23 protein-coding genes and 1 pseudogene are annotated in these 22,403 nt (G+C 74.4%); 12 read left to right on the top strand and 12 right to left on the bottom strand.

The window, feature by feature from the left end:
- The first annotated feature begins 11 nt into the window (after positions 1-11).
- Positions 12-1,301 (top strand): ROK family protein, encoded by a 1,290-nt coding sequence (locus tag ACIP67_RS27500; protein ID WP_401695523.1) that lies wholly within the window; start codon positions 12-14, stop codon positions 1,299-1,301.
- Between the two features lie 65 nt (positions 1,302-1,366).
- The gene (locus tag ACIP67_RS27495; protein ID WP_401695522.1) at positions 1,367-1,612 is read left to right on the top strand and encodes a hypothetical protein; all 246 of its coding nucleotides are present in this window, start codon (positions 1,367-1,369) and stop codon (positions 1,610-1,612) included.
- 142 nt (positions 1,613-1,754) lie between these two features.
- Here the strand turns inward: ACIP67_RS27495 and ACIP67_RS27490 are convergent, their stop codons facing one another.
- The 5 genes from ACIP67_RS27490 to ACIP67_RS27470 all read right to left on the bottom strand — a co-directional run bounded on the left by ACIP67_RS27490 (position 1,755) and on the right by ACIP67_RS27470 (position 7,563).
- On the bottom strand, positions 1,755-2,783 hold the full coding sequence (locus tag ACIP67_RS27490; RefSeq protein ID WP_401695521.1) for an SDR family oxidoreductase: 1,029 nt from the start codon (positions 2,781-2,783) through the stop codon (positions 1,755-1,757).
- Positions 2,784-2,964: 181 nt separating this feature from the next.
- The gene (locus ACIP67_RS27485; RefSeq protein WP_401695520.1) at positions 2,965-3,933 is read right to left on the bottom strand and encodes an SDR family NAD(P)-dependent oxidoreductase; all 969 of its coding nucleotides are present in this window, start codon (positions 3,931-3,933) and stop codon (positions 2,965-2,967) included.
- A gap of 443 nt (positions 3,934-4,376) precedes the next feature.
- Positions 4,377-5,654 (bottom strand): aromatic acid exporter family protein, encoded by a 1,278-nt coding sequence (locus ACIP67_RS27480; RefSeq protein WP_401695519.1) that lies wholly within the window; start codon positions 5,652-5,654, stop codon positions 4,377-4,379.
- Positions 5,651-6,307: an HAD family hydrolase gene (locus tag ACIP67_RS27475; RefSeq protein ID WP_401695518.1), complete on the bottom strand. Its 657-nt coding sequence runs from the start codon at positions 6,305-6,307 to the stop codon at positions 5,651-5,653. The genes ACIP67_RS27480 and ACIP67_RS27475 overlap by 4 nt, the downstream gene beginning before the upstream one ends.
- 218 nt (positions 6,308-6,525) lie before the next feature.
- The gene (locus ACIP67_RS27470; RefSeq protein WP_401695517.1) at positions 6,526-7,563 is read right to left on the bottom strand and encodes a PHP domain-containing protein; all 1,038 of its coding nucleotides are present in this window, start codon (positions 7,561-7,563) and stop codon (positions 6,526-6,528) included.
- A gap of 250 nt (positions 7,564-7,813) precedes the next feature.
- Between ACIP67_RS27470 and ACIP67_RS27465 the strand changes: the two genes are divergently transcribed.
- The 3 genes and pseudogenes from ACIP67_RS27465 (at position 7,814) to ACIP67_RS27455 (ending at position 9,981) form a co-directional block, all read left to right on the top strand.
- A complete protein-coding gene (locus tag ACIP67_RS27465; protein WP_401695515.1) occupies positions 7,814-8,623 on the top strand; it encodes an SDR family oxidoreductase in 810 nt (269 codons plus the stop codon).
- A gap of 5 nt (positions 8,624-8,628) precedes the next feature.
- Positions 8,629-9,668: pseudogene (locus ACIP67_RS27460) on the top strand (DNA topoisomerase IB).
- Between the two features lie 76 nt (positions 9,669-9,744).
- Positions 9,745-9,981: a hypothetical protein gene (locus ACIP67_RS27455; protein ID WP_401695514.1), complete on the top strand. Its 237-nt coding sequence runs from the start codon at positions 9,745-9,747 to the stop codon at positions 9,979-9,981.
- A gap of 270 nt (positions 9,982-10,251) precedes the next feature.
- Here ACIP67_RS27455 and ACIP67_RS27450 read toward each other — a convergent pair whose 3' ends face one another.
- From ACIP67_RS27450 to ACIP67_RS27435, 4 genes are all read right to left on the bottom strand, one after another.
- Complete coding sequence (locus ACIP67_RS27450; RefSeq protein WP_401695512.1) at positions 10,252-10,854, bottom strand: VanZ family protein; 603 nt, start codon at positions 10,852-10,854, stop codon at positions 10,252-10,254.
- A gap of 86 nt (positions 10,855-10,940) precedes the next feature.
- Positions 10,941-11,603, bottom strand: a complete 663-nt coding sequence (locus ACIP67_RS27445) for a DUF4230 domain-containing protein (RefSeq protein WP_401695511.1) — start codon at positions 11,601-11,603, stop codon at positions 10,941-10,943.
- Between the two features lie 237 nt (positions 11,604-11,840).
- Positions 11,841-12,221: an anti-sigma factor antagonist gene (locus ACIP67_RS27440; RefSeq protein WP_401695510.1), complete on the bottom strand. Its 381-nt coding sequence runs from the start codon at positions 12,219-12,221 to the stop codon at positions 11,841-11,843.
- A gap of 369 nt (positions 12,222-12,590) precedes the next feature.
- On the bottom strand, positions 12,591-13,541 hold the full coding sequence (locus tag ACIP67_RS27435; RefSeq protein WP_401695509.1) for an NADP-dependent oxidoreductase: 951 nt from the start codon (positions 13,539-13,541) through the stop codon (positions 12,591-12,593).
- 72 nt (positions 13,542-13,613) lie between these two features.
- Here ACIP67_RS27435 and ACIP67_RS27430 point away from each other — a divergent pair, with 72 nt between their 5' ends.
- The 4 genes from ACIP67_RS27430 to ACIP67_RS27415 all read left to right on the top strand — a co-directional run bounded on the left by ACIP67_RS27430 (position 13,614) and on the right by ACIP67_RS27415 (position 16,737).
- Positions 13,614-14,573 (top strand): GlxA family transcriptional regulator, encoded by a 960-nt coding sequence (locus ACIP67_RS27430; protein WP_401695508.1) that lies wholly within the window; start codon positions 13,614-13,616, stop codon positions 14,571-14,573.
- A gap of 165 nt (positions 14,574-14,738) precedes the next feature.
- Positions 14,739-15,632, top strand: coding sequence for a hypothetical protein (locus ACIP67_RS27425; RefSeq protein ID WP_401695506.1), 894 nt, complete (start codon positions 14,739-14,741; stop codon positions 15,630-15,632).
- Between the two features lie 178 nt (positions 15,633-15,810).
- Positions 15,811-16,275, top strand: coding sequence for a pyridoxamine 5'-phosphate oxidase family protein (locus tag ACIP67_RS27420; protein WP_401695505.1), 465 nt, complete (start codon positions 15,811-15,813; stop codon positions 16,273-16,275).
- 69 nt (positions 16,276-16,344) lie between these two features.
- Positions 16,345-16,737: a VOC family protein gene (locus ACIP67_RS27415; protein ID WP_401695504.1), complete on the top strand. Its 393-nt coding sequence runs from the start codon at positions 16,345-16,347 to the stop codon at positions 16,735-16,737.
- Positions 16,738-16,889: 152 nt separating this feature from the next.
- Here the strand turns inward: ACIP67_RS27415 and ACIP67_RS27410 are convergent, their stop codons facing one another.
- Both ACIP67_RS27410 and ACIP67_RS27405 read right to left on the bottom strand, forming a co-directional pair.
- Entirely contained in the window at positions 16,890-17,186 is a 297-nt protein-coding gene (locus ACIP67_RS27410; RefSeq protein ID WP_401695503.1) for a DUF4235 domain-containing protein, read from the bottom strand.
- Positions 17,187-17,258: 72 nt separating this feature from the next.
- Positions 17,259-18,278, bottom strand: coding sequence for a glutathione S-transferase family protein (locus tag ACIP67_RS27405; protein WP_401695502.1), 1,020 nt, complete (start codon positions 18,276-18,278; stop codon positions 17,259-17,261).
- Between the two features lie 155 nt (positions 18,279-18,433).
- Here ACIP67_RS27405 and ACIP67_RS27400 point away from each other — a divergent pair, with 155 nt between their 5' ends.
- A complete protein-coding gene (locus ACIP67_RS27400) occupies positions 18,434-19,474 on the top strand; it encodes a cation diffusion facilitator family transporter (protein ID WP_401695500.1) in 1,041 nt (346 codons plus the stop codon).
- Between the two features lie 214 nt (positions 19,475-19,688).
- Here the strand turns inward: ACIP67_RS27400 and ACIP67_RS27395 are convergent, their stop codons facing one another.
- Positions 19,689-20,138, bottom strand: coding sequence for a nitroreductase family deazaflavin-dependent oxidoreductase (locus ACIP67_RS27395; RefSeq protein ID WP_401695669.1), 450 nt, complete (start codon positions 20,136-20,138; stop codon positions 19,689-19,691).
- 281 nt (positions 20,139-20,419) lie between these two features.
- Between ACIP67_RS27395 and ACIP67_RS27390 the strand changes: the two genes are divergently transcribed.
- Complete coding sequence (locus ACIP67_RS27390) at positions 20,420-20,935, top strand: flavoprotein (RefSeq protein ID WP_401695499.1); 516 nt, start codon at positions 20,420-20,422, stop codon at positions 20,933-20,935.
- 171 nt (positions 20,936-21,106) lie between these two features.
- Positions 21,107-22,075 carry an aldo/keto reductase gene (locus ACIP67_RS27385; protein WP_401695498.1) on the top strand — a complete coding sequence of 323 codons (969 nt, stop codon included), beginning with the start codon at positions 21,107-21,109 and terminating at the stop codon, positions 22,073-22,075.
- Positions 22,076-22,403 lie beyond the last annotated feature (328 nt).

Raw genomic sequence — 22,403 nt, 5'->3', positions numbered from 1 at the left:
AAAGGAGCCACATGGCAGGGCGCAACGGGCGTACGGTACGCGATCTCAGGCGGGCCAACCGTACGGCCGTCCTGCAACGGCTCTACTTCGACGGGCCCCTGAGCCGGTTCGAACTCGGTCCGGCCACCGGCCTGAGTTCCGGCTCCGTCAGCAACGTCGTGGCCGACCTGGTCGCCGACGGACTGGTGGAGGAGGCCGGCAGCGTCGACTCCGACGGCGGCCGGCCCCGCACGCTCCTGCGCGTCGCCCCCGGCAGTGGACACATGATCGGTGTCGACATCGGCGAGACCCGCGTGCGGATCGAGCTGTTCGACCTGACCCTCACCGAACTGGCCCGCGCCGAACGCCCCCTGGAGCAGCGGCGGTACGAGGTCGACGGCATCGTCGGCCACGTCCGCGACGGTGTCGCCGAGGTGCTGGACGCCGCGGGGATCGCGGCCGAGCGGCTCCTGGGCGTCGGCATCGGCGTCCCGGGCATCGTCGAACGCACCCCCGACCGGGGCGCCGTCGTGCACGGCCAGACGATCGGCTGGGACGCCGTCCCCCTGGAGGAACTGCTCCGCGAGGGCTCCCCGCTGCCCGGCACCGTGCCGTACCTCATCGACAACGGCGCCCGGACCCTCGGGCAGGCCGAGATGTGGTTCGGCGGCGGGCGCGGCGCCCGCACCGCCTGCGTCGTCCTCTTCGGCTCCGGCGTCGGCGCCTGCCTCGTCACCCCCGACGTCGAGCACGGCCGGGCCGTCGAGTGGGGGCACCTGACCGTCCGGGTGCGGGGGCGCCGCTGCCGCTGCGGGGCACTCGGCTGCCTGGAGGCCTACGCGGGCGCCGAGGCGCTGCTGGCCCGCTGGCGCGAGGAGGGCGGCCGGCCGCCCGAGGGCGCCGACGAGGAGACCGCGCTGACCGCGATGCTCGCCGCCGCCTACCCGGCCGACGGCGCCGCCCCCGACCCCGTCGCCCTCGCGGTCCTGGAGGAGACCGCCGAGTACCTGGGCGCGGGGCTCTCCGACCTGATCAACCTCTTCCAGCCGGAGCGCATCCTCGTCGGTGGCTGGGCCGGCCTCCGGCTCGGCACCCGCTTCCTGCCCGCCGTACGCCGCCACGCCACCGCGTACGCCCTGCGCCACCCGGCGGAGAAGGTCACCGTCGAGCTGGGCCGGCTCGGCCCCGACGCGGTCACGGTGGGAGCCGCCATCCTGCCGCTCGCCGACTTCTTCGCGCGGGGCGGCCGACGGCCCGAGCCGCTGCCCGGCGGCCCGCCGCCCGCCTGGCGCACGGCCCTGGCGGAACGCGCCCCGCACTGACGTTTCGCCGCCGGGGCCGGAGGTACTCGCGTGAGCCCCGCCCTACGACCCCGAAGGGAGCTCCCGTGACCGACCACCGTCTCGAAGGACCCGGCGAGAACGGCCCACCGGTCCCGCGCGACCTGCCCGACCAGCAGGCCTCCGAGGGCGAGGACCCCTGGGAGGTCGCTCCCGGCGAGGACGAGGGGACGGACGAGGAATCCGCCGCCGACGTCCCCGACACGGACGAAGCGGGCACGGGCCGCAAGGGCGCCCCCCGGGCGGCCACCGTCCACCCCGAACACCCGGTCCCGGACGAGCCGACCGGCTGAGCGGCCCGTCCGCCCCCGGTACCTCCAGAGCCTCACGCCCACGGCCCCTGATCCGACGCCTGGCGTACACGTCCTCCCCGTGTACGCCAGGCGCCGGATCAGCGCTGCGTGCGCTGCGGTCCAGGAGCCCGTTCCAGGCCCGTCAGCCCACCTTCCGCCCGCGCATCGGCTCGGTCGGCGCGCCCGCTCCGGCCCGCATCCCGCGCAGGAACTCCTCCAGGACGTCCGTCGCCGCCCGCTCGGGGCGCCAGCCGAGTTCGACGCGGGCGCGGGTGCAGTCCATCAGGGGCAGGCGCAGGACCGCGTCGAAGAGGTGGGGGGAGGCGGGGAGCAGGTGGAGGTTCCAGGCGGCGGCGATCGCCGAACGGGCGGCCGTACGGGGCAGGCGCACCGGGCGGGCGTCGAACATCTCGCCCAGGAGCCCGGCGTCGACCGGCGGATCGGCGGCCAGGTTGAACGCGCCGCGCACATCGGTGCGCACGGCGAGCCGGTACGCCTCGGCCGCGTCGTCGGTGTGCAGCACCTGCACCCGCAGCCCCGGGACGTCCGGCAGGAAGGGCAGCAGCCCGGGGCGGACGGCCGGCCCGGGCAGGAACCGGCCGCCGAAGATGCGGCGCTGCTCGCTGGCGGACTCCCGCTGGAACAGGAAGCCCGGGCGCATCCGCACCACCCGGAGGGTCGGATGGTCCCGCTCGAAGGTGTCCAGGGTCCGCTCCAGGTAGGCCTTCTCCCGGCAGTACGCGGCGTCCGGCCACCCGTGGGTCGGCCAGGACTCGTCCACCGCGTGGTCCTTCGGCCCCGGTGAGTACGCGCCCACGGACGAGGCGTGCACCAGTGCGGGCACCCGTGCGGCGGCCACCGCCTCGAAGACCCGGATGCTCCCCAGCACGTTCGTCCGCCAGGTCACCGCCGGATCGTGCGTCGGCTGGAACGCCCACGCCAGGTGCACCACCGCGTCGGCGCCCTCGAACAGGCCGTCCAGTTCGGCCTCCTCCGACGCCAGGTCGACCGCCGACCACCGCGTCTTCGGCGGCGACCAGTCCGGGATGCGCCGGGCCAGCCCCACGACCGACCCGACCTCGGGATCCTCCGCCAGCCGCCGCACCACGCTGGTGCCGACATTGCCGGTCGCGCCCGTGACCACGACCTTCCTGCCCGACCCGTTGCCCACCGTCCGCTCCTCTCACCGCGTCCGCGTCGAGCGCCCCGAGTACCCCGGTGCCGTGGGACGACGCGGGAGGGACGACCGGGAGGCGAGGCGAGGGGCGCGTGCGGCGCGGAGTTCCGCGGCAGGGAGTTCGCGGGACGGCGGTCGCGCGACGGTGTTCCGCGACGGTGTTCCGCGACGGTGGTCAGGGCCGGGCGAAGGCGTCCACCCCCGTCAGCTCCGCCGACAGCGCCCACAGCCGGGCGGCCTGCTCCGGGTCCCGTGCCCAGTCCTTGACACCGGAGCGCGCGCCGTCCCCCGGGCGGGCGGGCTCGGCGATGTCGCAGTCCTCCAGGTAGACCCCGCCCATCCCGGCCAGCCGGGGCGAGGTCGCCGCCCACACCTGGGTGGCCGCCCCCTGCTGCGGCGACTTGAAGCCCTCGGGGTTCAGCGGGTTGCCGGCCTCGTCGATCCAGCCGTTCGCCACCATCTCCTCCTTCGGCAGGTGCCGCTGGAGAGGGGTGAGGATGCCGCCGGGGTGGAGGGCGAAGGCGCGCACGCCCCGGTCCCGGGCCAGCCGGTCGAGGTGGACGGCGAACAGGACGTTCGCCGTCTTCGCCTGACCGTACGCCTGCCACTTGTCGTAGCCCTGCCGCCAGTGGACGTCGTCCCAGCGCATGCCGGAGAAGTGGTGGCCGCGGGAGGAGACGGAGACCACGCGGGCGCCGCCGGGCTCGATCGCCGGCCAGAGCCGGTTGACGAGGGCGAAGTGACCGAGGTGGTTCGTGGCGAACTGGGCCTCCCAGCCCGGTCCGACCCGGGTCTCGGGGCAGGCCATGATGCCCGCGTTGCCGATGACGAGGTCGAGACCGCGGCCCGAGGCGAGGAAGCGGTCGGCGAAGGCGCGGACGCTGTCCAGGTCGCCCAGGTCCAGTTCGTCCACCTCGACGCCGTCGACGCCGGCCAGGTTCTCCTCGGCGGTGGCCGGGCGGCGGGCGGGGACCACGACCCGGGCACCGGCCTTCGCCAGCGCCCGGGTGGTCTCCAGACCGAGGCCCGAGTAGCCGCCGGTGACGAGGGCGAGCCGCCCGGTCAGGTCGAGGCCGGCGAGGACGTCGTCGGCGGTGCTCCGGGCGCCGAATCCCGAACCGATCGCGTGCTGTGCGGTGTTCATGACCGGAACGCTACGAATTGGAGCGCCCTCGAAGTCAAGCCCCACGCCGCGGCACCGGCGGAACCGCGAACGGACGGAACCGCGAACGGACAGAACCGCGAACGGACAGAACCGCGAACGGACAGAACCGCGAACGGACGGACCAGGAGACGGACGGATCCGGGGGAGGCGATCGGGGGAGAGGCGATCAGGGGGAGGGCGGGCGACCGGAGGGTATGAGAAAGCCCCGACCGGACGGGGGATCACGGTCGGGGCGGCTCGGTGGTGGGTGCGGAGGGCGGTCGCCTCTCGGCGAAAGACTCCACAGGGCTTCAGCCGAACGATCGTCCCTGTGGGCAAAAGGTGAGGCCCGGGGACACTGTCCCCTCCGCACCCACGCGCTGTTCAACGGTGAACCACCGGCGGCTGTTCCCTCCTTCCGCCCGTCTCCGTGGTGATCCGCGTCACCCCGCCCGGCTTCTCCGGCGGGCGCCCGGCAGGACCTCGACCCAGAGGTTCTCCGCCTGGAGCAGCAGCGTCGCGAGAACGGCCGTGTGCGCCGCGCCCTGCCCGGCGTGGTCGCGCAGACTGTCCTGCAGCCGGGCCCGCAGCTCCTCCATCTCCCGCTCCGTCCCCGTCTCCCGCTCCGTCTCCGTCTCCTGCTCCGTCCCCGTCTCCCGCTCCGTCTCCCGCTTCGTCCCCGCCCGGCTGCCGTCGGCCGGGTGCCCGCCGATGCCCGCCGGCAGGAACCGCTCGCCCTCGGCCTCGGAGGCGTCGCCGATCAGGTGCAGCAGCCGGGCGTAGATCCGCAGGGCCGCCGCCTGCGGCGGGGCGGGCGTACGGTCGTCGTCGGCGGCGACCGCGAGGGTGCGGGTGAGGGCCGCGACATGGCCCGTCACCCGGCCCCAGCGGGCGTCCTCCGACTCCGGTGGCACATCGAGCGGCACCCGGTGCAGCGCGCGCAGCGGTCCGGTGGTCAGCCGCAGGCTCTCCCGGCTCCAGCCCCGTGCCGACCGCAGCCCCTCGTGCCGCCGCTCCAGCCGGTCGGCGGCGCGCGACCAGTCGGCGGCCGTGGCCGCGTCCCAGTCGCCGTCCGCCAGCCCGGCGGCGACCGCGTGCAGCGTCCCGCCCGCCTCCCGGGCCAGCGCCGCGAGGTTCTCCCGTACGTCCCGCAGGTGCACCGGCGGCAGCACGAGCGCGTTCACGGCCACGCCGATCACCGCGCCGAGCGCCGCCTGCCCCACCCGGTGCCCCACCGCCGGCCCCGACACCGCGCCCGACGCCAGGGTGAACACCGCCGTGGTCGCCGCGTAGACGCCCTGGTCGCCGAAGCGGGGCCAGTGCGCCAGCAGCGTCAGCGGCGGCACGCACAGGGCGAGCGCGCCCAGGGTGTCCCCGGTCAGGGCCTGCGCCGCCGACGCGAGCAGCGTGCCCGCGCAGATCGCCGTCCACTGCTGGGCGGCCTGCCGCAGCGAGCCGTACACCGTGGTCCGCACCAGCACCAGCGCCACCCAGGGCGCCATCAGGGCCATCGGATCGCTCAGCCAGTCGCTCGCCACGAACCAGGCGAGCACCGCCGCCAGCGTCGCCTTGAGCGACTGCACGACCAGGTCGCGCTCCCGTCCGGGGCCGCTCCAGGCCGCCCGCACCGCACGGCCGGCGGCGCCCGCCTCCCGGCGCAGCGTCCCGGCCCAGCGGGCCCCGGTTCCTTCCGTCCTGCTCGTCTCGGCCGGGTCGCTCATGCCAGTGGGCTGTCCCCCAGGGAGGCCAGCAGGTCGGCCGGGTCGGCGTAGACCGCCTGCGCGCCCGCCTCCTCCAGGTCGGCGCGCGGGATGCCGCCGCACAGGACGCCCACGCAGCGCACGCCGGCCCGGCGGCCGGCCCGCATGTCCCAGACGGTGTCGCCGACCAGGACGGCCCGCTCGGCGGGCACCCCGGCCAGCTCCAGGGCGTGCTCGACGGGCTCCGGTGCCGGCTTGCCCCGTTCCACGTCGTCCGCGCTGGCCGTGGCCGTGATCGCCTCGTCGGCGTCGAGGGCGCGCCGCAGCGCCGACAGCTCCGCCCCGCTCGCCGAGGTGGCGAGCACGACCGTCCAGCCGTCGCCGTGCAGCCGCTTCAGCAGCGGTCCGGCGTCGCGCAGGGCGGGCAGGCGGTCGAAGTACTGGCCGTAGAGGGTTTTGTGGGCGGCGCTCAGCCCGGCGTCCTCGTCGCGGTCGCGGTCCTCGCCCAGCAGATGGGCGATCAGGTCGGCGGACCCGAGGCCGATCGCCCGGTGCACGGCGTGCATCGGCACCCGGTGCCCGGCCTGGCGCAACGCCTCCCACCAGGTCACGACGTGCAGGTGGTTGGTGTCGACGAGGGTGCCGTCGACGTCGAAGACGGCGGCGCGTTCCATCCGTGGTCCTTTCTCTCGCGGGCGCCCGGGTCCGGACGCACGACGAGCCCCGGGCCCTCGGGTGACCCGGCCCGGCAGACGGCGTCGGCGTCCGGCACCGTGGCGTACGTCCGGGGCGCTGCCGTCCGCCGTGCCCGGTCGGCCGGTCGCCGGGACGCCCGTACGCTCGGGTGCTCGTGCTCCCCGCACCTGACGGGGGCCGTGGCCCGGGTACCACGTCAGGCGCCCGCCACGCCCGCCGGAATCCGGCCCTCCCGCGTCCAGGCCAGCAGGTCCGTCACCGGCCAGGTGGTGACCACCCGCTCGGCGGGCACGGCGCACTCCTCGGCGCGTGCGCAGCCGAGGATCTGCCAGTCCAGCTGGCCGGGCGCGTGCGCGTCGGTGTCGACGGAGAAGAGGACTCCGGCCTCGACGGCCCGGCGCAGCAGCCGCCGGGGCGGGTCGAGCCGCTCGGGCCGGCTGTTGATCTCCACGGCGGTGCCCGACTCCGCGCACGCCGCGAACACCTCGTCGGCGTCGAACTGCGACTCCGGCCGCCCCCGCCCGGTCACCAGCCGCCCGGTGCAGTGACCGAGCACGTCGGCGTGCGGATCGCGGACGGCCCGCACCATGCGGCGGGTCATCGCCCGGGAGTCCATGCGCAGCTTGGAGTGGACGGACACCACCACGACGTCGAGCCGCTCCAGCAGCTCCGGCTCCTGGTCGAGGGAGCCGTCGTCGAGGATGTCGCACTCGATGCCGGTCAGCAGCCGGAACGGCGCCCAGGCCGCGTTCAGCTCCTCGACCACCTCCAGCTGGCGGCGCAGCCGGTCCGGGGAGAGTCCGCGGGCCACCGTCAGGCGCGGCGAGTGGTCGGTGAGCGCCGCCCACTCGTGGCCGAGCGCGGCCGCCGTGCGGCCCATCTCCTCGATCGGGCTGCCGCCGTCGGACCAGTCGGAGTGCACATGGCAGTCGCCGCGCAGCAGCGCCCGCAGCCGCCCACCGTCGTCCACGGGCGGCTGCCCGGCCTCGCCCTCCAGCTTCTCCAGGTAGGCCGGGACGCGCCCGGCGAGCGCCTCACGCGCCACCTGGGCCGTCTTCGGGCCGACGCCCTTGAGCGACTCCAGCGTGCCCCTGGCCGCCCGTTCCTCGACCTCCGCCGCCGGCAGCCGCCCCAGCACCCGGGCCGCGGTACGGAAGGCGCGCACCCGGTACGTCGGCGCCAGCGACCGCTCCAGCAGGAAGGCGATCCGCTCCAGGGCTTCGACGGGATCCATCGCCACCTCCTCGCTCGCTCCAGAGTTCCCCAGCACGGCGCGACCCGCACGGCGGGGCGACGATCCGTCCGGCGCCCCACCCGGTCCTGCGCCCGGTGGCTCCCCCGGCGGGCAGTCCGACGGTTCGCCCCGCGGTTCGCCCCGGGGTCCGCCCTGGGGTTCGCCCGGCATCCCGTCGGACGGTTTGTCCGCCGTGCGCCGGGGTACTGCGACGTCCCACCACCCTCGCCCGTCACGAGGAGGCCCATCGATGTCCGCCCCCACCGCCCGCCGCCCCGAGGTGGCCCTGGTCACGGGTGCCGACTCCGGCATCGGCCGCGCCACCGCCGTACGCCTCGCCGAGGCCGGGATGGACATCGGCATCACCTGGCACACCGACGAGAAGGGCGCCGAGGAGACCGCCGAGGAGGTCCGCGCGCACGGCCGGCGGGCCGCCGTCGCGCACCTGGACCTCACCCGGCTGCCCGCCGCCGCCGACACCGTCGACGAGCTGTGCGACCGGTTGGGCCGCCTCGACGTGCTGGTCAACAACGCGGGTACGGGCACCATGACGCCGTTCCTCGACCTGGAGCCGGACGACGTGCGCCGGGTGCTGGACGTCGACCTGTTCGGCCCGTTCCTGTGCGGGCAGAAGGCGGCGCGGCACATGATCCGGCAGGGCGACGGGGGCCGGATCGTCAACGTCACCTCCGTGCACGAGCACCAGCCGCGCGTCGGTGCCGCGCCGTACTGCGCGGCCAAGGGCGGTCTCGGCCTGCTCACCCAGGTCATGGCGCTGGAACTCGCCGAGTACGGGATCACCGTCAACGCCGTGGCGCCCGGTGAGATCGCCACGCCCATGACCGGGCAGGAGGACACCGACGTACGGACCGTCGACCGCCCCGGCATCCCGCTGGGCCGGCCCGGCGACGCCCGTGAGGTCGCCGCGGTGATCGCCTTCCTGGCCGGGCCGGACGCCTCGTACGTCACCGGCGCCTCCTGGAGCGTCGACGGCGGCATGCTGAGGATGGGCCCGCAGGCCGGCTCGCACCTCCCCGACGACGGCTGGCGCCGTCCGTGAGCCCGATGCGGAGGCTGCGGACGAGCTCCTGGGACCTGCCCGGCTTCACCCGCGTCCGCTCCGGCCGGGGCTTCCGCTACCGGGACCAGCACGGCGAGCCGCTCACCGACCCCGGGCAGCTCGCCCGGATCCGGGCCCTGACCATTCCGCCCGCCTGGCGCGACGTGTGGATCTGCCCCTGGCCCAACGGCCACCTCCAGGCCGTCGGGACCGACGACGCCGGTCGCCGCCAGTACCTCTACCACGAGCTCTTCCGGGCCCGGCAGGAGCAGTGCAAGCACGAGCACGTCCGCGAGGTCGCCCGCGCCCTGCCCGACCTGCGCGCCCGGATCTCCGCCGACCTCACCGCGCGCGGCCTGGGCCGGGCCCGTGTCACCGCGTGCGCGGTACGCCTGCTGGACCTCGGCTTCTTCCGCATCGGCAGCGACCGGCACACCAGGACCAGCGAGACGTACGCCTGACGACCATGCTCCGCGAGCACGTCACCTGCGGCCGCGGCGAACTCGCGTTCCACTTCCCGGCCAAGGGCGGCACCGAGACCGTCCGCGCGCTGGTGGACGACCAGGCCCACGCCGTGGTGCGCGCCCAGCTGCGGCGGCGGCGCGGCGGAGAACGGCTGCTGGTCTACCGGGAGCGCGGCGTCTGGCACGACCTGCACGGCGGTGATCTCAGCGAGGCCCTGCGGCGGCTGGCCGGCACCGACATCACCGCCAAGGACTTCCGCACCTGGCACGCCACCGTGCTGGCCGCGGTCGCCCTCTCCGTCACCACGAAGGAGGCCCGCGCCACCGCCGCCGCCCGCCGTCGGCAGGCCGGCCGGGCGGTCCGCGAGGTCAGCCGCTATCTGGGCAACACCCCCGCGGTGTGCCGGAGCTCCTACATTGACCCCCGTGTCTTCGAGCTCTTCGAGCAGGGACGCACCATCGCCCCCGTGCTCACCCGGCTCGGGGAGCACGGGAACTTCGGGCGCCCCGCCACCCAGGGCGCGGTGGAGGCGGCGGTGCTGGAACTGCTCGACGGCGAGCGGACGGCGAGCGGACGGTAAGCGGCGCCAGCGGCGCCGACGGAACGGGATGAACCGGGAGATTCGTAACTGGCGGTTGCGTTCTACGCTCTATGACATGACCGAAATCGCGAGCCCTTACATCTCCCACCCGCGGATCACGGTGCTCGGGGTGCAGCCGGGCACGTCGCCCTTCCGCATCGTGGAAATCGACGGCGAAGTGGTCGGCGAGGCGCGGGACGTCACCGACGTCCTCCAGGCAGCCGCCTCCTTCGGCATCACGGTCCACGACCTCGACGACCCCGACGTGGTGCGCTGGGTGGGCGGTGACCGGTACACCTGGCGCCCCCGCTAGGTCCTGTCGTCACCGCGCCGGGCCGCCCGCGCGGGCGCGGCAGGGCCCGCACGCGCGTGCGGCAGCGGCCGCCGCTGTCACGCGGCGGCCGCTGCCGCACCGACGTCCCGCCCGTAGCCGCTCCCGGCGTCCCGCCGGTAACCACTCAGCTCCCGGCGTCCCGCCGGTAACCACTCCGCTCCCGGCGTCCCGCCGGTAACCACTCCGCTCCCGGCGTCCCGCCGGTAACCACTCCGCTCCCGGCGTCCTGCCCGCGGCCGTTTCGCGTCGTCACGCCCGTCGTGCGCGCGCGTGGACCGCGCGGCTCATCCGGCGGCCCACGATCAGGTAGCCGATCAGCGCTCCCGCCGTGTTGAGGATGACGTCGTCGATGTCGAAGGCGCGCCCGGTCACCAGCGCCCCCTGGGCGAACTCCACCAGCAGCATGACGGACGCCGTCAGCAGCAGGACGCCCAGCATCCCGCGGGCCCGCGGCGCGACCACCGGCACCAGGACGCCGAACGGCACGCCCAGCAGGATGTTGCCGCCGATCTGCTTGACGGCGTCCCGCAGTTCGGGCTGGTCCAGGTAGGCCTGGAGCGAGCGGCCCGGCCGCAGGTTGGAGTGGACCAGCGCCTCGGAGGCGGGGGACGGCTCCAGGGTCAGCCGGGCCAGTACGACGGCGAATCCCACCATGAACGCGAAGGCCAGCAGCATCGCCAGCGCCCGCAGCGGGAACGGCAGCGGCCGGCGCCCGGTCCGCGGCCGGTGTGCGTCCTTCTCCGGCGGTGCCGGAGGCGCGGCGGACGCCGGTTCCTCCGGCCCGGCCGTGCGCGGGCCGAAGACGCGTGCGCGCAGGGCGGCGGTACGCGGACGCAGGTCTGCACGGGCCATGCTGTCCTCCAGTTCTCAACTTCCCCGAGTAGTAGGGCGGTTACCCGCGAACGATCGGAGGATGCGGTCGGGGGAGCGGCGCCCGGTCAGCTGCCGTAGGTCACGCGCACCTCCTCGAATCCGAGGGAGCGCAGCAGGCCCTGGAGCATGTGCGTGGTGTTGGTCTCGGCGCGCGCGGTCAGTTCGCTGTCCTTCGCCGCGTCGCCGATGTGCCGGACGGCGAGCTTCTGCACCGCCTGCTCTCCGTTGGGGTTGTCCGAGAAGAGGTCGCCGAGGCGGTCGAGGAGGCCGCGCTGCTTGGAGACCGCGTAGGAGCGGTCGGGGTCCAGCGCCGGGGTGCCGAGCCGCGCGTGCGGCAGCCTGAGGGTGGCCGACGTGCGGTCCTCGTCGACCGTCACGTCCTTCTCGCCGACCTGACCGAGGTCGACGTAGGCGTCGACGGTGCCCGCCCCCACGTACAGGGTGCGGGTGCCGCGCAGCGCGTCGGGGAGGTATTCGGCGTCCTTCTCCAGGTCCACGACGACCTGGAAGTTGCCGGAGGCGGCGTCGTAGCGGCTCATGTCCTGGATGGACTCGAGCAGCGCCGGGCCCGAACGGTCACGGGTCTCGGTGCCGAAGACGTCGCGCAGGCCCGGCAGCAGGCTCAGCCGGATCCCGGCGAACAGCACGACGAGCACCAGCACGACGGCGGTGAGCACCTTGGCCCACCCGGGCAGGCGCCGGGGGAGGCGCTTGATGGAAGTCGTCATGTCGACGGTCCTCCTTCCTGCTGACCGGATTCCCGCCGAACCCGGTGCCAGACCGCCTTGTTGACGACCTGTGACACGGCGACCTGTGGCACGGCGACCTGTGGCACGGCGACCTGTGGCACGGCGACCTGTGGCACGGCGACCTGTGACACTGCGCGCCGGGCCGGTCGCGCGGTCCGCGCCGGGGTTGCCCTGTCCCGGCCGCCGTGCCGCGCGCACGGCACCGCCGGAGCGCGGTCACAACGAGCCGGAGGCGGCCTCGGGCTGGGCCAGGGCCGCGTCCAGCGTCGGGGCGGGCGGCAGCAGGCGGGACAGTCCGGTGGCGCGCAGGACGCGCAGCGCCAGCGGGTGGGTGCAGACGAGGTGGACGTGGCCGCCGTGCGCCAGGGCCCGGCCCCGGGCCCGGTAGAGCAGGCGCAGTCCGGAGCAGTCGAAGAAGTCGATGGCGCCGAGGTCGAGCACGATCCGCGGGGAGGGGCCCGCCGTGGCGTGGTCGAGGTGCGGGGCGATCTCCGCCGCCGCGACGATGTCGATCTCGCCGTGGAACTCCAGCACCGTGTACCCGCGCTTCTGGTGGACGCGCAGGTGCGGGGTGTCCGCGGCGGCTTCCTGCTGCACGACGACATCGCCTCCAACCCGCTCCACCGGTCGCCACCGGTCGGGAGCCTTCAACGGCGGGGCGGCGCAAGCCAGTTCCCCGCCCCAGCAAGTTACCCCCGATGGAGTGAATTCCAGCATGTTCGATTGACATATGTCTTTGAATTGAAGTCGTGTCTCGATCGAGTTTTTTCGCATCGTGAGCGAAGGGGGCGCGCGCTCAGCCCGACCGGCGGCGGCAGCCCGCCCGCCCCGCACGGCGGCGGGGCGGGCGGGCTGCGGCGGGCGCCGGTGCGGGCGTCTGTGGGGCTCGGGCGGGGTGCCGGTGCGGGCGTCCGCGGGGCTTCGGCGGGGTGCCGGTCGGATGCCGGTGGTGCGTCGGCGGGGCCCTCAGTCGACGGTCAGGACCAGTTTCCCGGTGGTCCGGCCGGTGTCCCCGAGCCGGTGGGCCTCGGCCGCCTCGGCCAGCGGGAACGTCCCGGCGATCGTGGCGCGCAGCGTGCCCGCCTGGACCATCTCGGCGACCGTGCGCATCCCGGTCCGGTCGGCGTCGACGAGCAGGCGCACCGCGCGGACGCCGAGCGCCTCGGCCCGGTCGAAGAACTCCCGCGATCCGACCGGCAGGATCGACACCACGACACCGCCCGGACGGAGGACGCGCAGGGAGTCCGTGGACGTGCTCCCCCCGAGGGTGTCCAGCACCACGTCGACGTCCTTCACGGCCTCGGTGAAGTCCGTCTCCCGGTAGTCGATCACCTCGTCGGCGCCGAGCTCCCGCAGGAAGCCGTGCTTGCCCGCGCTCGCCGTGCCGATCACGTACGCGCCGCGCGCCTTGGCGATCTGCACGGCCACGTGCCCGACACCGCCGGCCGCCGCGTGGACGAGGACCCGCTGTCCCGCCCGGACGTCGGCGACCTCGCCCAGCGCCTGGAGCGCGGTCAGCGAGACCAGCGGCAGCGCGGCCGCCTGGACGTGGTCGACCCCGGCCGGCTTGTGCCAGAGGGCGCGGACGGGCGCGACGACGTACTCGGCGTGCGAGCCGTGGCCGTGCGGGTAGGGCAGCATGCCGAAGACGTCGTCCCCGGGCCGGAAGGCGGCGACCCCGACGCCCACCTCCTCGACCGTGCCGGAGACGTCCCAGCCCAGGACGAACGGGGGCCGGCCGAGGAAGCCGCCGTTCGCGCGGTGCTTCCAGTCGGTCGGGTTGACGCCGGCGGCGCGGACCCGGACCAGCACCTCGTTGGGACGCGGCCGGGGCCGTTCGACCACGGCCTCCCGCAGGACCTCGGGACCGCCTAGGACGTCTTGTGTGATGACGCGCATGGTGCGCTCAGTGCTCATGCCACCACACCCTGCCAGCGGCGGACAGCCCCGATAAGTGGCACGATGGCCACTCTCCGATAAGATCGTGCCATGCATGGTGGTCAGCAGCGCCCGGAGCGTGTCGTCGTCCTGGCCCTCGACGGCGTCTACCCCTTCGAACTGGGTATCCCGAGCCGCATCCTCGGCGCGGCCGACGGCCGCTACGAGGTCCTGACCTGCACGGTGGACGGCCGGCCGGTCCCCACGGCCGCCGACTTCACGATCGGTGTCGAGCACGGCCCCGAGATCCTGGAGACGGCCGACACCGTGGTCATCGCCCCCGTCACACCCGCCCGGGTCACCGCCGAGCTCCCCGCCGCCGTCGCGGCCGCGCTCGCCCGGATCCGCCCCGACGCGCGCATCGTCTCCATCTGCACCGGCGCCTTCGTCCTGGCCTCCGCCGGCCTGCTCGAAGGCCGCCGGGCCACCACGCACTGGCAGCTCGCCGAGCACTTCTGCCGAATGTTCCCGCACGTGGACCTCGACCCGGACGTGTTGTTCGTCGACGACGGCCGGGTGCTGACCTCGGCCGGAGCCGCCTCCGGTGTCGACGTCTGCCTGCACCTGCTGCGCAAGGACCACGGCAGCGACCTCGCCAACAAGGTGGCCCGCCGCTGCGTCGTCCCGCCCTTCCGGGACGGCGGCCAGGCCCAGTACATCGAACAGCCGGTGCCCGAGACCGGCGCCGCGAGCACGGCCGCCACCCGCGCCTGGGCACTCGAACGCCTCGACGAACCCCTCGCCCTGGCCGACCTCGCCGCGCACGCCCGGATGAGTCTGCGCACCTTCGCCCGCCGCTTCCACGACGAGGTCGGCCTCAGCCCCGGCCGCTGGATCGTCCAGCAGCGCGTGGTGCACGCCCGGCGCCTGCTGGAGTCCACGGACCTGACGGTGGACCAGATCGCGGGCCGGGTCGGCTTCGCCACGGGCGCCTCGCTGCGCCAGCATCTGCACGCCTCGATCGGCGTGTCGCCCCAGGCGTACCGCAGGACCTTCCAGGCGGCCTCCTGAACCCGCGGCCCTCCCGGCCCAGCGGGTCCCGCCCCGCCCACCGAACCGCCCACCGAACCCGCCCACCGAACGTTCCGGGCCGCTGCCGCGTCGCAGAAGCGCGGGGGAGACGGTCGTGACGGAACAGCCGTCACGGAACAGCCGTGACGGAACGAGGGGGCGGGGATGCGCGCAGGATCGAGGCGGCTCACAGGTCTGAGGGGGCTCGGAGCGCTCGTGGCGGTGACGGCGTCGGTGGCGGCGGCCGTCGTGGGCTGCGGCGCGGGGGAGGAGGACGCGGACGTGGTCGTGGCGGGCACCGCACCGGTCACGCCGTACGGCGGACCGCTGTACGTCCCCGTGAAGGACGTGGACGAGGACGGCGAGCAGGCCGTGCTCGCCACGTCGGGCGCCGCCGGGCGGGCGCTGGAGTGCGACGGCGAGGCCTACTCGGGCAGCCACGGCGAGACCTGGAGCGCGAGCGACGCCGGCGCGACCCCGGAGGACGGCCTGCGGCTGTACTTCGCCATCGAGCAGCCGGACGTCCCCCGCTCCGGCTACCGTGCCGAACGGACGGAGAACGGTCGCGTCCTGTACTCCTTCGACGTCGATGGCCGGACCAAGGTCGCCGTCGTGGTCGCCGAGGACCGGAAGGGCCGGCCCGGCTGGGGACCGGAGACCAGCGCCTCCTGCGACCCGGCCGAGCTCCCGGCGGCGTTCACCGACTCCCGGGAGTACGAGATCTGGACCGACGCGGACGGCGGGCGGGTACCGGTCGCCACCCTCAGCAGCCACGCCGGCCCGGACCACTGCGACTGGCGGTCGGCGCACTTCCTGGTGCTGGGCCGGGGCGAGGACAGCCGCCAGTACGTCCGCGACCCCGAGGGGGTGCTCGACGCCGGACTGCTCAGCGCGCCCTACGACGGGGACGCCCGTCTGCCTCCGGACGCCCACGACACCGGATACCGCCACCGCGGCCGGGAGTTGTGGCTGCGGGACGATCCGTCGGCGGTGTACGTGCGCACGCCCGACGGCGTGGAGGCCTGGCCACTGGCGAAGAGCACCATCGCCTGCATGTGACCCTCAGGTCGTCCGACGGCGCCCGGCGGGACCGGTCCCGCGTCCGCGGCCCCCACCCGCTCACCCCCGCGCGGGCCGTACGCCAGCCGCCCCCCCGGGGCGGCACCCGGCCCGGGGCGGCGCCGGCCTCCGGACGGCGCCCCCTGCGCCTCGACGCACGCGCACCCACACTGGAGACATGACCTCAGCACCCGCACGCTCACCGCAGCAGCGCAAGCAGGACACCCTGCACCGGCTGGAACACGACGTCGACGCCTGGGTCGCCACGGCCGCCGAGGGCGGCGCCGCCCCCTGGCTGGTCCCGCTCTCCTTCGTCTGGGACGGCGCCACCTTCCTCGTCGCCACCCCGGCCACCAGCCCCACCGGCCGCAACCTGAGCAGCACCGGCGTCACCCGTCTGGGGATCGGTCCGACGGACGACGTCGTCATGGTCGAGGGCACCGCGGTGGCCGTACCGCCCGCCGAACTGCCCGAGGAGGACGCGGAGATCTTCGCCGGGAAGACCGGCTTCGACCCGCGCCGGCTGACCGCGCCCTATCTGTACTTCCGCATCCTGCCCCGCCGGATCCAGGCCTGGCGTGCGGCGGGCGAGTTCGAGGGACGCGAGCTGATGGGGGACGGGCAGTGGCTGGTGGGCGACTGAAACCGGGGTATCCGCAAGGTCCGGGGGCGGTGCCGGTCCGTCCCCGGCGGACCGAACTGCGGAGGAGACATGGCACTGGTGAACGCGGGCGTCGTGGTGCTCGACTGCGCCGAGCCCGAGAGGCTCGCCGAGTTCTACAAGGAACTGCTGGACGGCCGGGAGACCGACGTCACCGCCAACCGGGTGGAGATCGAGGGGGCCGGCGGAACACGGCTCGCCTTCCGGCGCGACGTCAACGCGACCCCGCCCAGCTGGCCCCGCCCCGAGAACTCCCTCCAGGCCCACCTGGACTTCCTCGTCGACGACCTGGACGAGGTGGAACGGCTGATCGTCGGCCTCGGCGGCCGCCCCCTGGACACCAGGGGCGCCGACGGACCGTACGAGGAGCGCGGCTACGCCGACCCGGCCGGGCACTCCTTCACCCTGCGGCGGCTGCCGTCCACGGCCCCGAAGCAGGGGTGAGGGACTCCGCACCCGCTCGCCGACGCCGACGGCCCCAGGGCCGTCGCCCGCCCGGCCCCGGCAGGAGTCCGCCCGGCCCGGGCCGGACAGAAGTCCGCCCGGGCCGGATAGAAGTCCGCCCGGGCCGGGCCGGAGCCCGGGCGGGGATCCTTCTAGTCCCGGCCCCCCTTCTCCTTGGCCGGCCACACCCCCGTGGACCGTTCGATCGCCTTCGCCCCCGTGCGGTCCGCCGCGCTGCGCACCGCGGCGAAGATCGCGCCCTGGATCGCCGCGGCCAGCAGGACCTCCCCCCAGCCGCGGTCCTTGTCCAGCGCGTCGGGCGCGTCGTCCTCGTGCCGCACCGCCTTCCAGACCTTGCGGAAGGCCATGCCGGCCAGCGCTCCGCTCGCCCAGCCGACCACGAATCCGACGGGCTGGTAGACGAGGGGGAGTTTCCTCTTCTTGCTCATGTGGGCCTCCTTGTGCGTAGGGGAGAAGGGGTAGGGGAGAAGGGAGGGAGGGGGAGGGAAGACGAGGAGACGTCAGGGCCGGCCCGGGGACGGGACCTCCTCGCCGGGGCGCACCGGGCCCGGCGGTGTCCCCTCGCCGAACGGGCGCCCGCCGAGTTCCTCCCGGTGGTGCGGGGTCAGCCAGCCCGACAGGTCGGGCCCGAGAGGGACGATCCGGGTGGGGTTGATCCCGGTGTGCACCTGGTAGTAGTGCCGCTTGATGTGGTCGAAGTCGACCGTGTCCCCGAAACCGGGCGTCTGGAACAGATCCCGGGCGTACGCCCACAGGACCCGGTCCTCCGTCAGCTTCCGGCGGTTGCACTTGAAGTGGCCGTGGTACACGGCGTCGAAGCGCACCAGCGTGGTGAACAGCCGGATGTCCGCCTCGGTGAGGGTGTCGCCGACGAGGTAACGCCGGTCGGCCAGCCGGGACGACAACTGCTCCAGGCGCCGGAAGACACCCGCGCAGGCCTCCTCGTACGCGCCCTGCTCGTGGGCGAAACCGGCCCGGTACACGCCGTTGTTGAGGTCCTCGTACACCTCGGCCATGACCGTGTCGATCTCGTCGCGCCGCCGGTCCGGGTACAGGTCGGGCGCGCCGGGGCGGTGCAGGCCGGTCCACTCGGTGGCGAGGTCGAGGGTGATCCGCTGGTAGTCGTTGGTGACCAGCCTGCCGCTGGGCACGTCCACGACGGCCGGCACGCTCACCCCGCCCGGGTAGCCGGTCTCCCGCGCGTCGTACGCCTCGGCGAGGTACCGGATGCCGAGGACCGGGTCGCGGCCGCCGGGGTCGAGGGTGAAGCGCCAGCTGCGGTCGTCCTGGACCGGATCGGCGATCGCCATCGACAGGGCGTCCTCCAGCCCGAGCAGCCGCCGGGAGATCACCGCCCGGCTCGCCCACGGGCAGGCACGGCTGACCACCAGGCGGTAGCGGCCGGCCTCCGCCGGCCAGCCGTCCCGGCCGTCCGCGGTGATCCGGTCGGCGAAATGACTCCCGGAGCGTTTGAACGCCGTGTGGCCGTAGGCGCGGTTGCCGTCGCTCCCGCCGCTCATGGTCCCTTCCTCCCGCCGCGCCGTCGTGCGTTCCTCCCGCCGTTCATGGTCCCTTCCTCCCGCTGGTGGTGCATGGGTGTCCCGCACACAACGCGTTCCCCGTTTTCCGCCGACGGCACGGTGTGAGGGCGACCGGCCGGGGCATTCGCCGGAAGGTGACTGGGACATCGACCGGGACATCCTCGGAACGCACCACGCGACGAAGCACCGGAGAGCAAGCGGCGACGGACGGGGGCGGGGGCGCCGGGAGCGCGGCGGACCGCAGGACACGCGTCACCGTGCTGGTGGCGCTCGCGGCCAACCTGGTCATCGCCGTGGCCAAGGCGGTGGGGGGCCTGCTGGCGCATTCGCCCGCCCTGCTGTCGGAGGCGGCGCACTCCGTGGCCGACAGCCTCAACGAGGTGTTCCTCCTCGCCGCGCTGCGCCGCAGCCGCCGCCCGGCCGACCGCCGCCACCCCTTCGGCTACGGCAAGGAACGCTTCTTCTGGTCGCTCCTCGCGGCCGTCGGCATCTTCGTCATGGGCGGCTGCTTCTCCTTCTTCCAGGGCGTCGAGGCCCTGCGGACGGGCGGTGAGGAGTCGTTCGGCGGTTACGTGGCCGGCCTGGTCGTGCTCGGCGTCGCCTTCCTCGCCGAGGGGGCCTCCCTCGCCCGGGCCCTGCACCAGGTGCACCGCCAGGGCGGGACGGCCGGCCTGCGCGACCCCGCCCTGCGCACGGTCGTCGCGGAGGACGGCACCGCCGTGCTCGGCGTCACGCTCGCCGCGGCCGGCATGGCCCTGCACATGGTCACCGGACAGATCGTGTGGGAGGCCGGCGCCTCGCTCGCGATCGGAGCGCTGCTCGTCTACGTCGCCTACCGCCTCGGCCGCGAGGCCCGCGACCAGCTGATCGGCGAGGCCGCCGACCCCGAGATCGACCGGCGCATCCAGGCGCTGCTGGCGGCCCAGCCGGAGATCGACAGCGTGGAGGCGCTGTTCACGATGAAGACGGGCATCGACTCCGTCCTCGTGGCGGCCCGGGTCGACCTCGCGCCCGGCATGGACAGCGAGCGGGTGGAGGAGGTCGCCGTCCGCATCAAGCGTTCGATCGCCGGCATCGTCCCCGAGGCCGACCGGATCTTCCTCGACGTGACCGACCGCCCGGCGCAGGAGGCACGGGAAAGCCCCGCCGCGACGGGGGAACGCGGCGGGGCCTGACGTTCAGGTGCCCGGACCCGGGGCGGCCATGCGCCGGGCGGGCAGATTTTTCTACGCGTTCTTGCGCGGGGCCCGCGGCCCCACAGCTTCCCGGAGGCCGCGCCCCCGGGGCTCCTGGAGCCCTGGAGCCCTGGAGCCCCGGAGCCCCGGAGAACCGGAGAACCGCAGGCCGGGCGGCCCCCGGACCGGACACCGTGGTGCCTGTCCGCGTGGTTCAGTGGCGGTCGACCGGCTCCAGGACGAAGACGGGGATCTCCCGGTCGGTCTTCTCCTGGTAGTCCGCGTACGGCGGGAACGCGGCGACCGCCCGCTTCCACCACGCGGCCTTCTCCTCACCGGTGACCTCACGGGCCGTCATGTCCTGGCGCACCGGCCCGTCCTGGAGCTCCACGCGGGGGTCGGCCTTGAGGTTGTGGTACCAGACGGGGTGCGTGGGCGCCCCGCCCTGGGAGGCGACCACGGCGTACCGGCCGCCGTCCTCGACCCGCATCAGCGGCGTCTTGCGGATCTTCCCGCTCTTCGCACCCAGGGTCGTCAGCAGGACCACGGGCAGGCCCGTGTCCCGCAGCGTCGTCCCCCGCGTGCCGCCGGAGCTCTCGTACAGCTCCACCTGCTCGCGCACCCACTGGGTCGGGCTGGGTTCGTACTCGCCCTCGAGAGGCATGGCATCCATCCCCTTCATCGTCATGTGGCCGTCCTGGTGCCGGAACGTCGCCGTCCTCGCCGCACGCAGCTTCAACACGGTCGCGCGCGGGTTTCATCCACACGGCGCCCGTCGCCCGCGCCCGCACCACCATCCTCACCGCCACCGCCCTCGTCACCCCGCTCGACACGAGTGCCGTCACCGGCCGCCCGCGAGCGCGGACCACCCCCCACACCCCTTCGAGGGGGACCATCCGCCTCCTCCGAGGCCGACCGCCCACCCCTGTTGAGTAGGGTTCCCGCGTGACCGAACAGGACGAGAAGCCACCCTTCCTCTACGTCGTCGTCTGTGCCGCGGGCATCGCCGCCGACGTCGGCAGGCTGATCACCGCCGCGCAGGAACGGCACTGGCACGTCGGTGTCATCGCCACCCCCCTCGCCATGAACGGCTTCTTCGACACCGCCGCCGTCGAGGCGCAGACCGGCCGCCCGATCCGCTCCGCGTGGCGGCGCCCGGGCGACCCGCGCCCCTTCCCGCAGCCCGACGCCGTCGTGGTCGCCCCGGCCACCTTCAACACCATCAACAAGTGGGCGGCCGGCATCGCCGACACCCTCGCCCTGGCCACCCTGTGCGAGGTGTCCGGCCTGGGTGTCCCCGTCGGCGTCCTGCCCTGCGTGGCCGACGCGCTGGCGGCCCACCCCGCCTACCAGGAGAGCCTGATCCGGCTGCGCGGCACGGGCGTGCGGTTCGGGTACCCCTCCTCGGGTGCGCCGGGGGAGGAGTTCGGATGGGAACGGGTGCTGGACCTGATCGAATGAGCCGGACGCCGCGGACGCCGCGGACGCCGGGGACGCCGGGGACGTCGGGGACGCATGACGCCGGGCACCCGGCCGTGCCCATGCTGTGCCGGGGCCGGCGTCCGCAGCCGTGTGTCAGGACCACGACGTAGGCTCCCGTCGGTAGCCCACACGACGTCAGGAGCAGCGACGATGCAGTACGTGAAGCTCGGTTCGACGGGTCTGGACGTGTCACGGATCTGTCTGGGGTGCATGACCTACGGAGTCCCCGACCGGGGCACGCACGAGTGGACCCTCGACGAGGAGGCGTCCCGTCCGCTCATCCGGCAGGCGCTGGACGCCGGCATCACCTTCTTCGACACCGCCAACGTCTACTCCGACGGCACCAGTGAGGAGATCGTCGGCAGGGCGCTGCGCGACTTCGCCCGCCGCGACGAGATCGTCCTCGCCACGAAGGTGCACGGGCGGATGCGTCCCGGCCCCAACGGCGGCGGCCTGTCCCGCAAGGCGATCCTCACCGAGATCGACCACAGCCTCACCCGCCTCGGCACCGACTACGTCGACCTCTACCAGATCCACCGCTTCGACCCGCACACCCCGGTCGAGGAGACGATGGAGGCGCTGCACGACCTGGTGAAGGCGGGCAAAGTGCGCTACATCGGGGCGAGTTCGATGTACGCCTGGCAGTTCTCCAAGATGCAGTACACCGCCGAGCTGCACGGCTGGACGCGGTTCGTGTCCATGCAGAACCACTACAACCTCCTCTACCGCGAGGAGGAGCGCGAGATGCTCCCGCTCTGCGCCGACCGGGGCGTCGGTGTCCTGCCCTGGAGCCCGCTGGCCCGGGGCCGCCTCACCCGTGACTGGGGCACCGTCACCGAGCGCAGCACCCAGGACGACTTCGGCAGCCGTCTCTACCTGGAGGGCGACCGCTCGATCGTCGAGGCCGTCACCCGCATCGCGAACGACCGGGGCGTCCCCCGCGCCCGGGTGGCCCTGGCCTGGCTGCTGCACCAGGACACGGTGACGGCTCCGATCATCGGCGCGTCCAAGCCGCACCACATCGAGGACGCCGCGGCGGCCGTGGACCTGACGCTGAGCGACAAGGAACTGGAGGAACTCCAGCAGCCCTACGCCCCCCACCCGGTCTCCGGCCACTGAGACACCCCCGGCACCGGGCAGCGCGGGATGCCCGGGAAGCGCGGTCCGTGCGGTGAGAGGCTTCCGTGCCGCACGGACCGCCCCCCTCTCCGGGACCGCCCCCGGAAAGGCGGCGATCTCCGCACGCATCCCCCGAACCTCTGGTGTCGCGACATTGGATTGACGATTCGTCAATAGTTCACGGGGACAGTGCCCGGCGCGAAAGCGCGGCATCCCTTGTTCCGCCTGGTGCGCCTGTGCCAGGGTGGGCCTTGTCGGCGCACGGACATCAATTCCCCCGCTGTGCGCACGAGACGCCTCACGTTCAGACCCCCCACGCTTCAAAAGA

It is taken from the genome of Streptomyces sp. NPDC088812 (assembly GCF_044750285.1).
Taxonomy (GTDB): Bacteria; Actinomycetota; Actinomycetes; order Streptomycetales; family Streptomycetaceae; genus Streptomyces.
This window is presented reverse-complemented; position numbering and strand designations above follow the sequence as displayed.

What these genes read in the sequence shown, in the direction of transcription:
- ACIP67_RS27405 (WP_401695502.1), bottom strand. Translation starts at nt 18,278, where the DNA reads ATGAGCGGCGGGAGCGACGGCAACCGCGCCTACGGCCACACGGCGTTC.
- ACIP67_RS27445 (WP_401695511.1), bottom strand. Translation starts at nt 11,603, where the DNA reads ATGACGACTTCCATCAAGCGCCTCCCCCGGCGCCTGCCCGGGTGGGCC.
- ACIP67_RS27420 (WP_401695505.1), top strand. Translation starts at nt 15,811, where the DNA reads ATGACCTCAGCACCCGCACGCTCACCGCAGCAGCGCAAGCAGGACACC.
- ACIP67_RS27455 (WP_401695514.1), top strand. Translation starts at nt 9,745, where the DNA reads ATGACCGAAATCGCGAGCCCTTACATCTCCCACCCGCGGATCACGGTG.
- ACIP67_RS27480 (WP_401695519.1), bottom strand. Translation starts at nt 5,654, where the DNA reads ATGAGCGACCCGGCCGAGACGAGCAGGACGGAAGGAACCGGGGCCCGC.
- ACIP67_RS27450 (WP_401695512.1), bottom strand. Translation starts at nt 10,854, where the DNA reads ATGGCCCGTGCAGACCTGCGTCCGCGTACCGCCGCCCTGCGCGCACGC.
- ACIP67_RS27500 (WP_401695523.1), top strand. Translation starts at nt 12, where the DNA reads ATGGCAGGGCGCAACGGGCGTACGGTACGCGATCTCAGGCGGGCCAAC.
- ACIP67_RS27415 (WP_401695504.1), top strand. Translation starts at nt 16,345, where the DNA reads ATGGCACTGGTGAACGCGGGCGTCGTGGTGCTCGACTGCGCCGAGCCC.
- ACIP67_RS27410 (WP_401695503.1), bottom strand. Translation starts at nt 17,186, where the DNA reads ATGAGCAAGAAGAGGAAACTCCCCCTCGTCTACCAGCCCGTCGGATTC.
- ACIP67_RS27395 (WP_401695669.1), bottom strand. Translation starts at nt 20,138, where the DNA reads ATGCCTCTCGAGGGCGAGTACGAACCCAGCCCGACCCAGTGGGTGCGC.
- ACIP67_RS27475 (WP_401695518.1), bottom strand. Translation starts at nt 6,307, where the DNA reads ATGGAACGCGCCGCCGTCTTCGACGTCGACGGCACCCTCGTCGACACC.
- ACIP67_RS27385 (WP_401695498.1), top strand. Translation starts at nt 21,107, where the DNA reads ATGCAGTACGTGAAGCTCGGTTCGACGGGTCTGGACGTGTCACGGATC.
- ACIP67_RS27425 (WP_401695506.1), top strand. Translation starts at nt 14,739, where the DNA reads ATGCGCGCAGGATCGAGGCGGCTCACAGGTCTGAGGGGGCTCGGAGCG.
- ACIP67_RS27435 (WP_401695509.1), bottom strand. Translation starts at nt 13,541, where the DNA reads ATGAGCACTGAGCGCACCATGCGCGTCATCACACAAGACGTCCTAGGC.
- ACIP67_RS27430 (WP_401695508.1), top strand. Translation starts at nt 13,614, where the DNA reads ATGCATGGTGGTCAGCAGCGCCCGGAGCGTGTCGTCGTCCTGGCCCTC.
- ACIP67_RS27485 (WP_401695520.1), bottom strand. Translation starts at nt 3,933, where the DNA reads ATGAACACCGCACAGCACGCGATCGGTTCGGGATTCGGCGCCCGGAGC.
- ACIP67_RS27465 (WP_401695515.1), top strand. Translation starts at nt 7,814, where the DNA reads ATGTCCGCCCCCACCGCCCGCCGCCCCGAGGTGGCCCTGGTCACGGGT.
- ACIP67_RS27470 (WP_401695517.1), bottom strand. Translation starts at nt 7,563, where the DNA reads ATGGATCCCGTCGAAGCCCTGGAGCGGATCGCCTTCCTGCTGGAGCGG.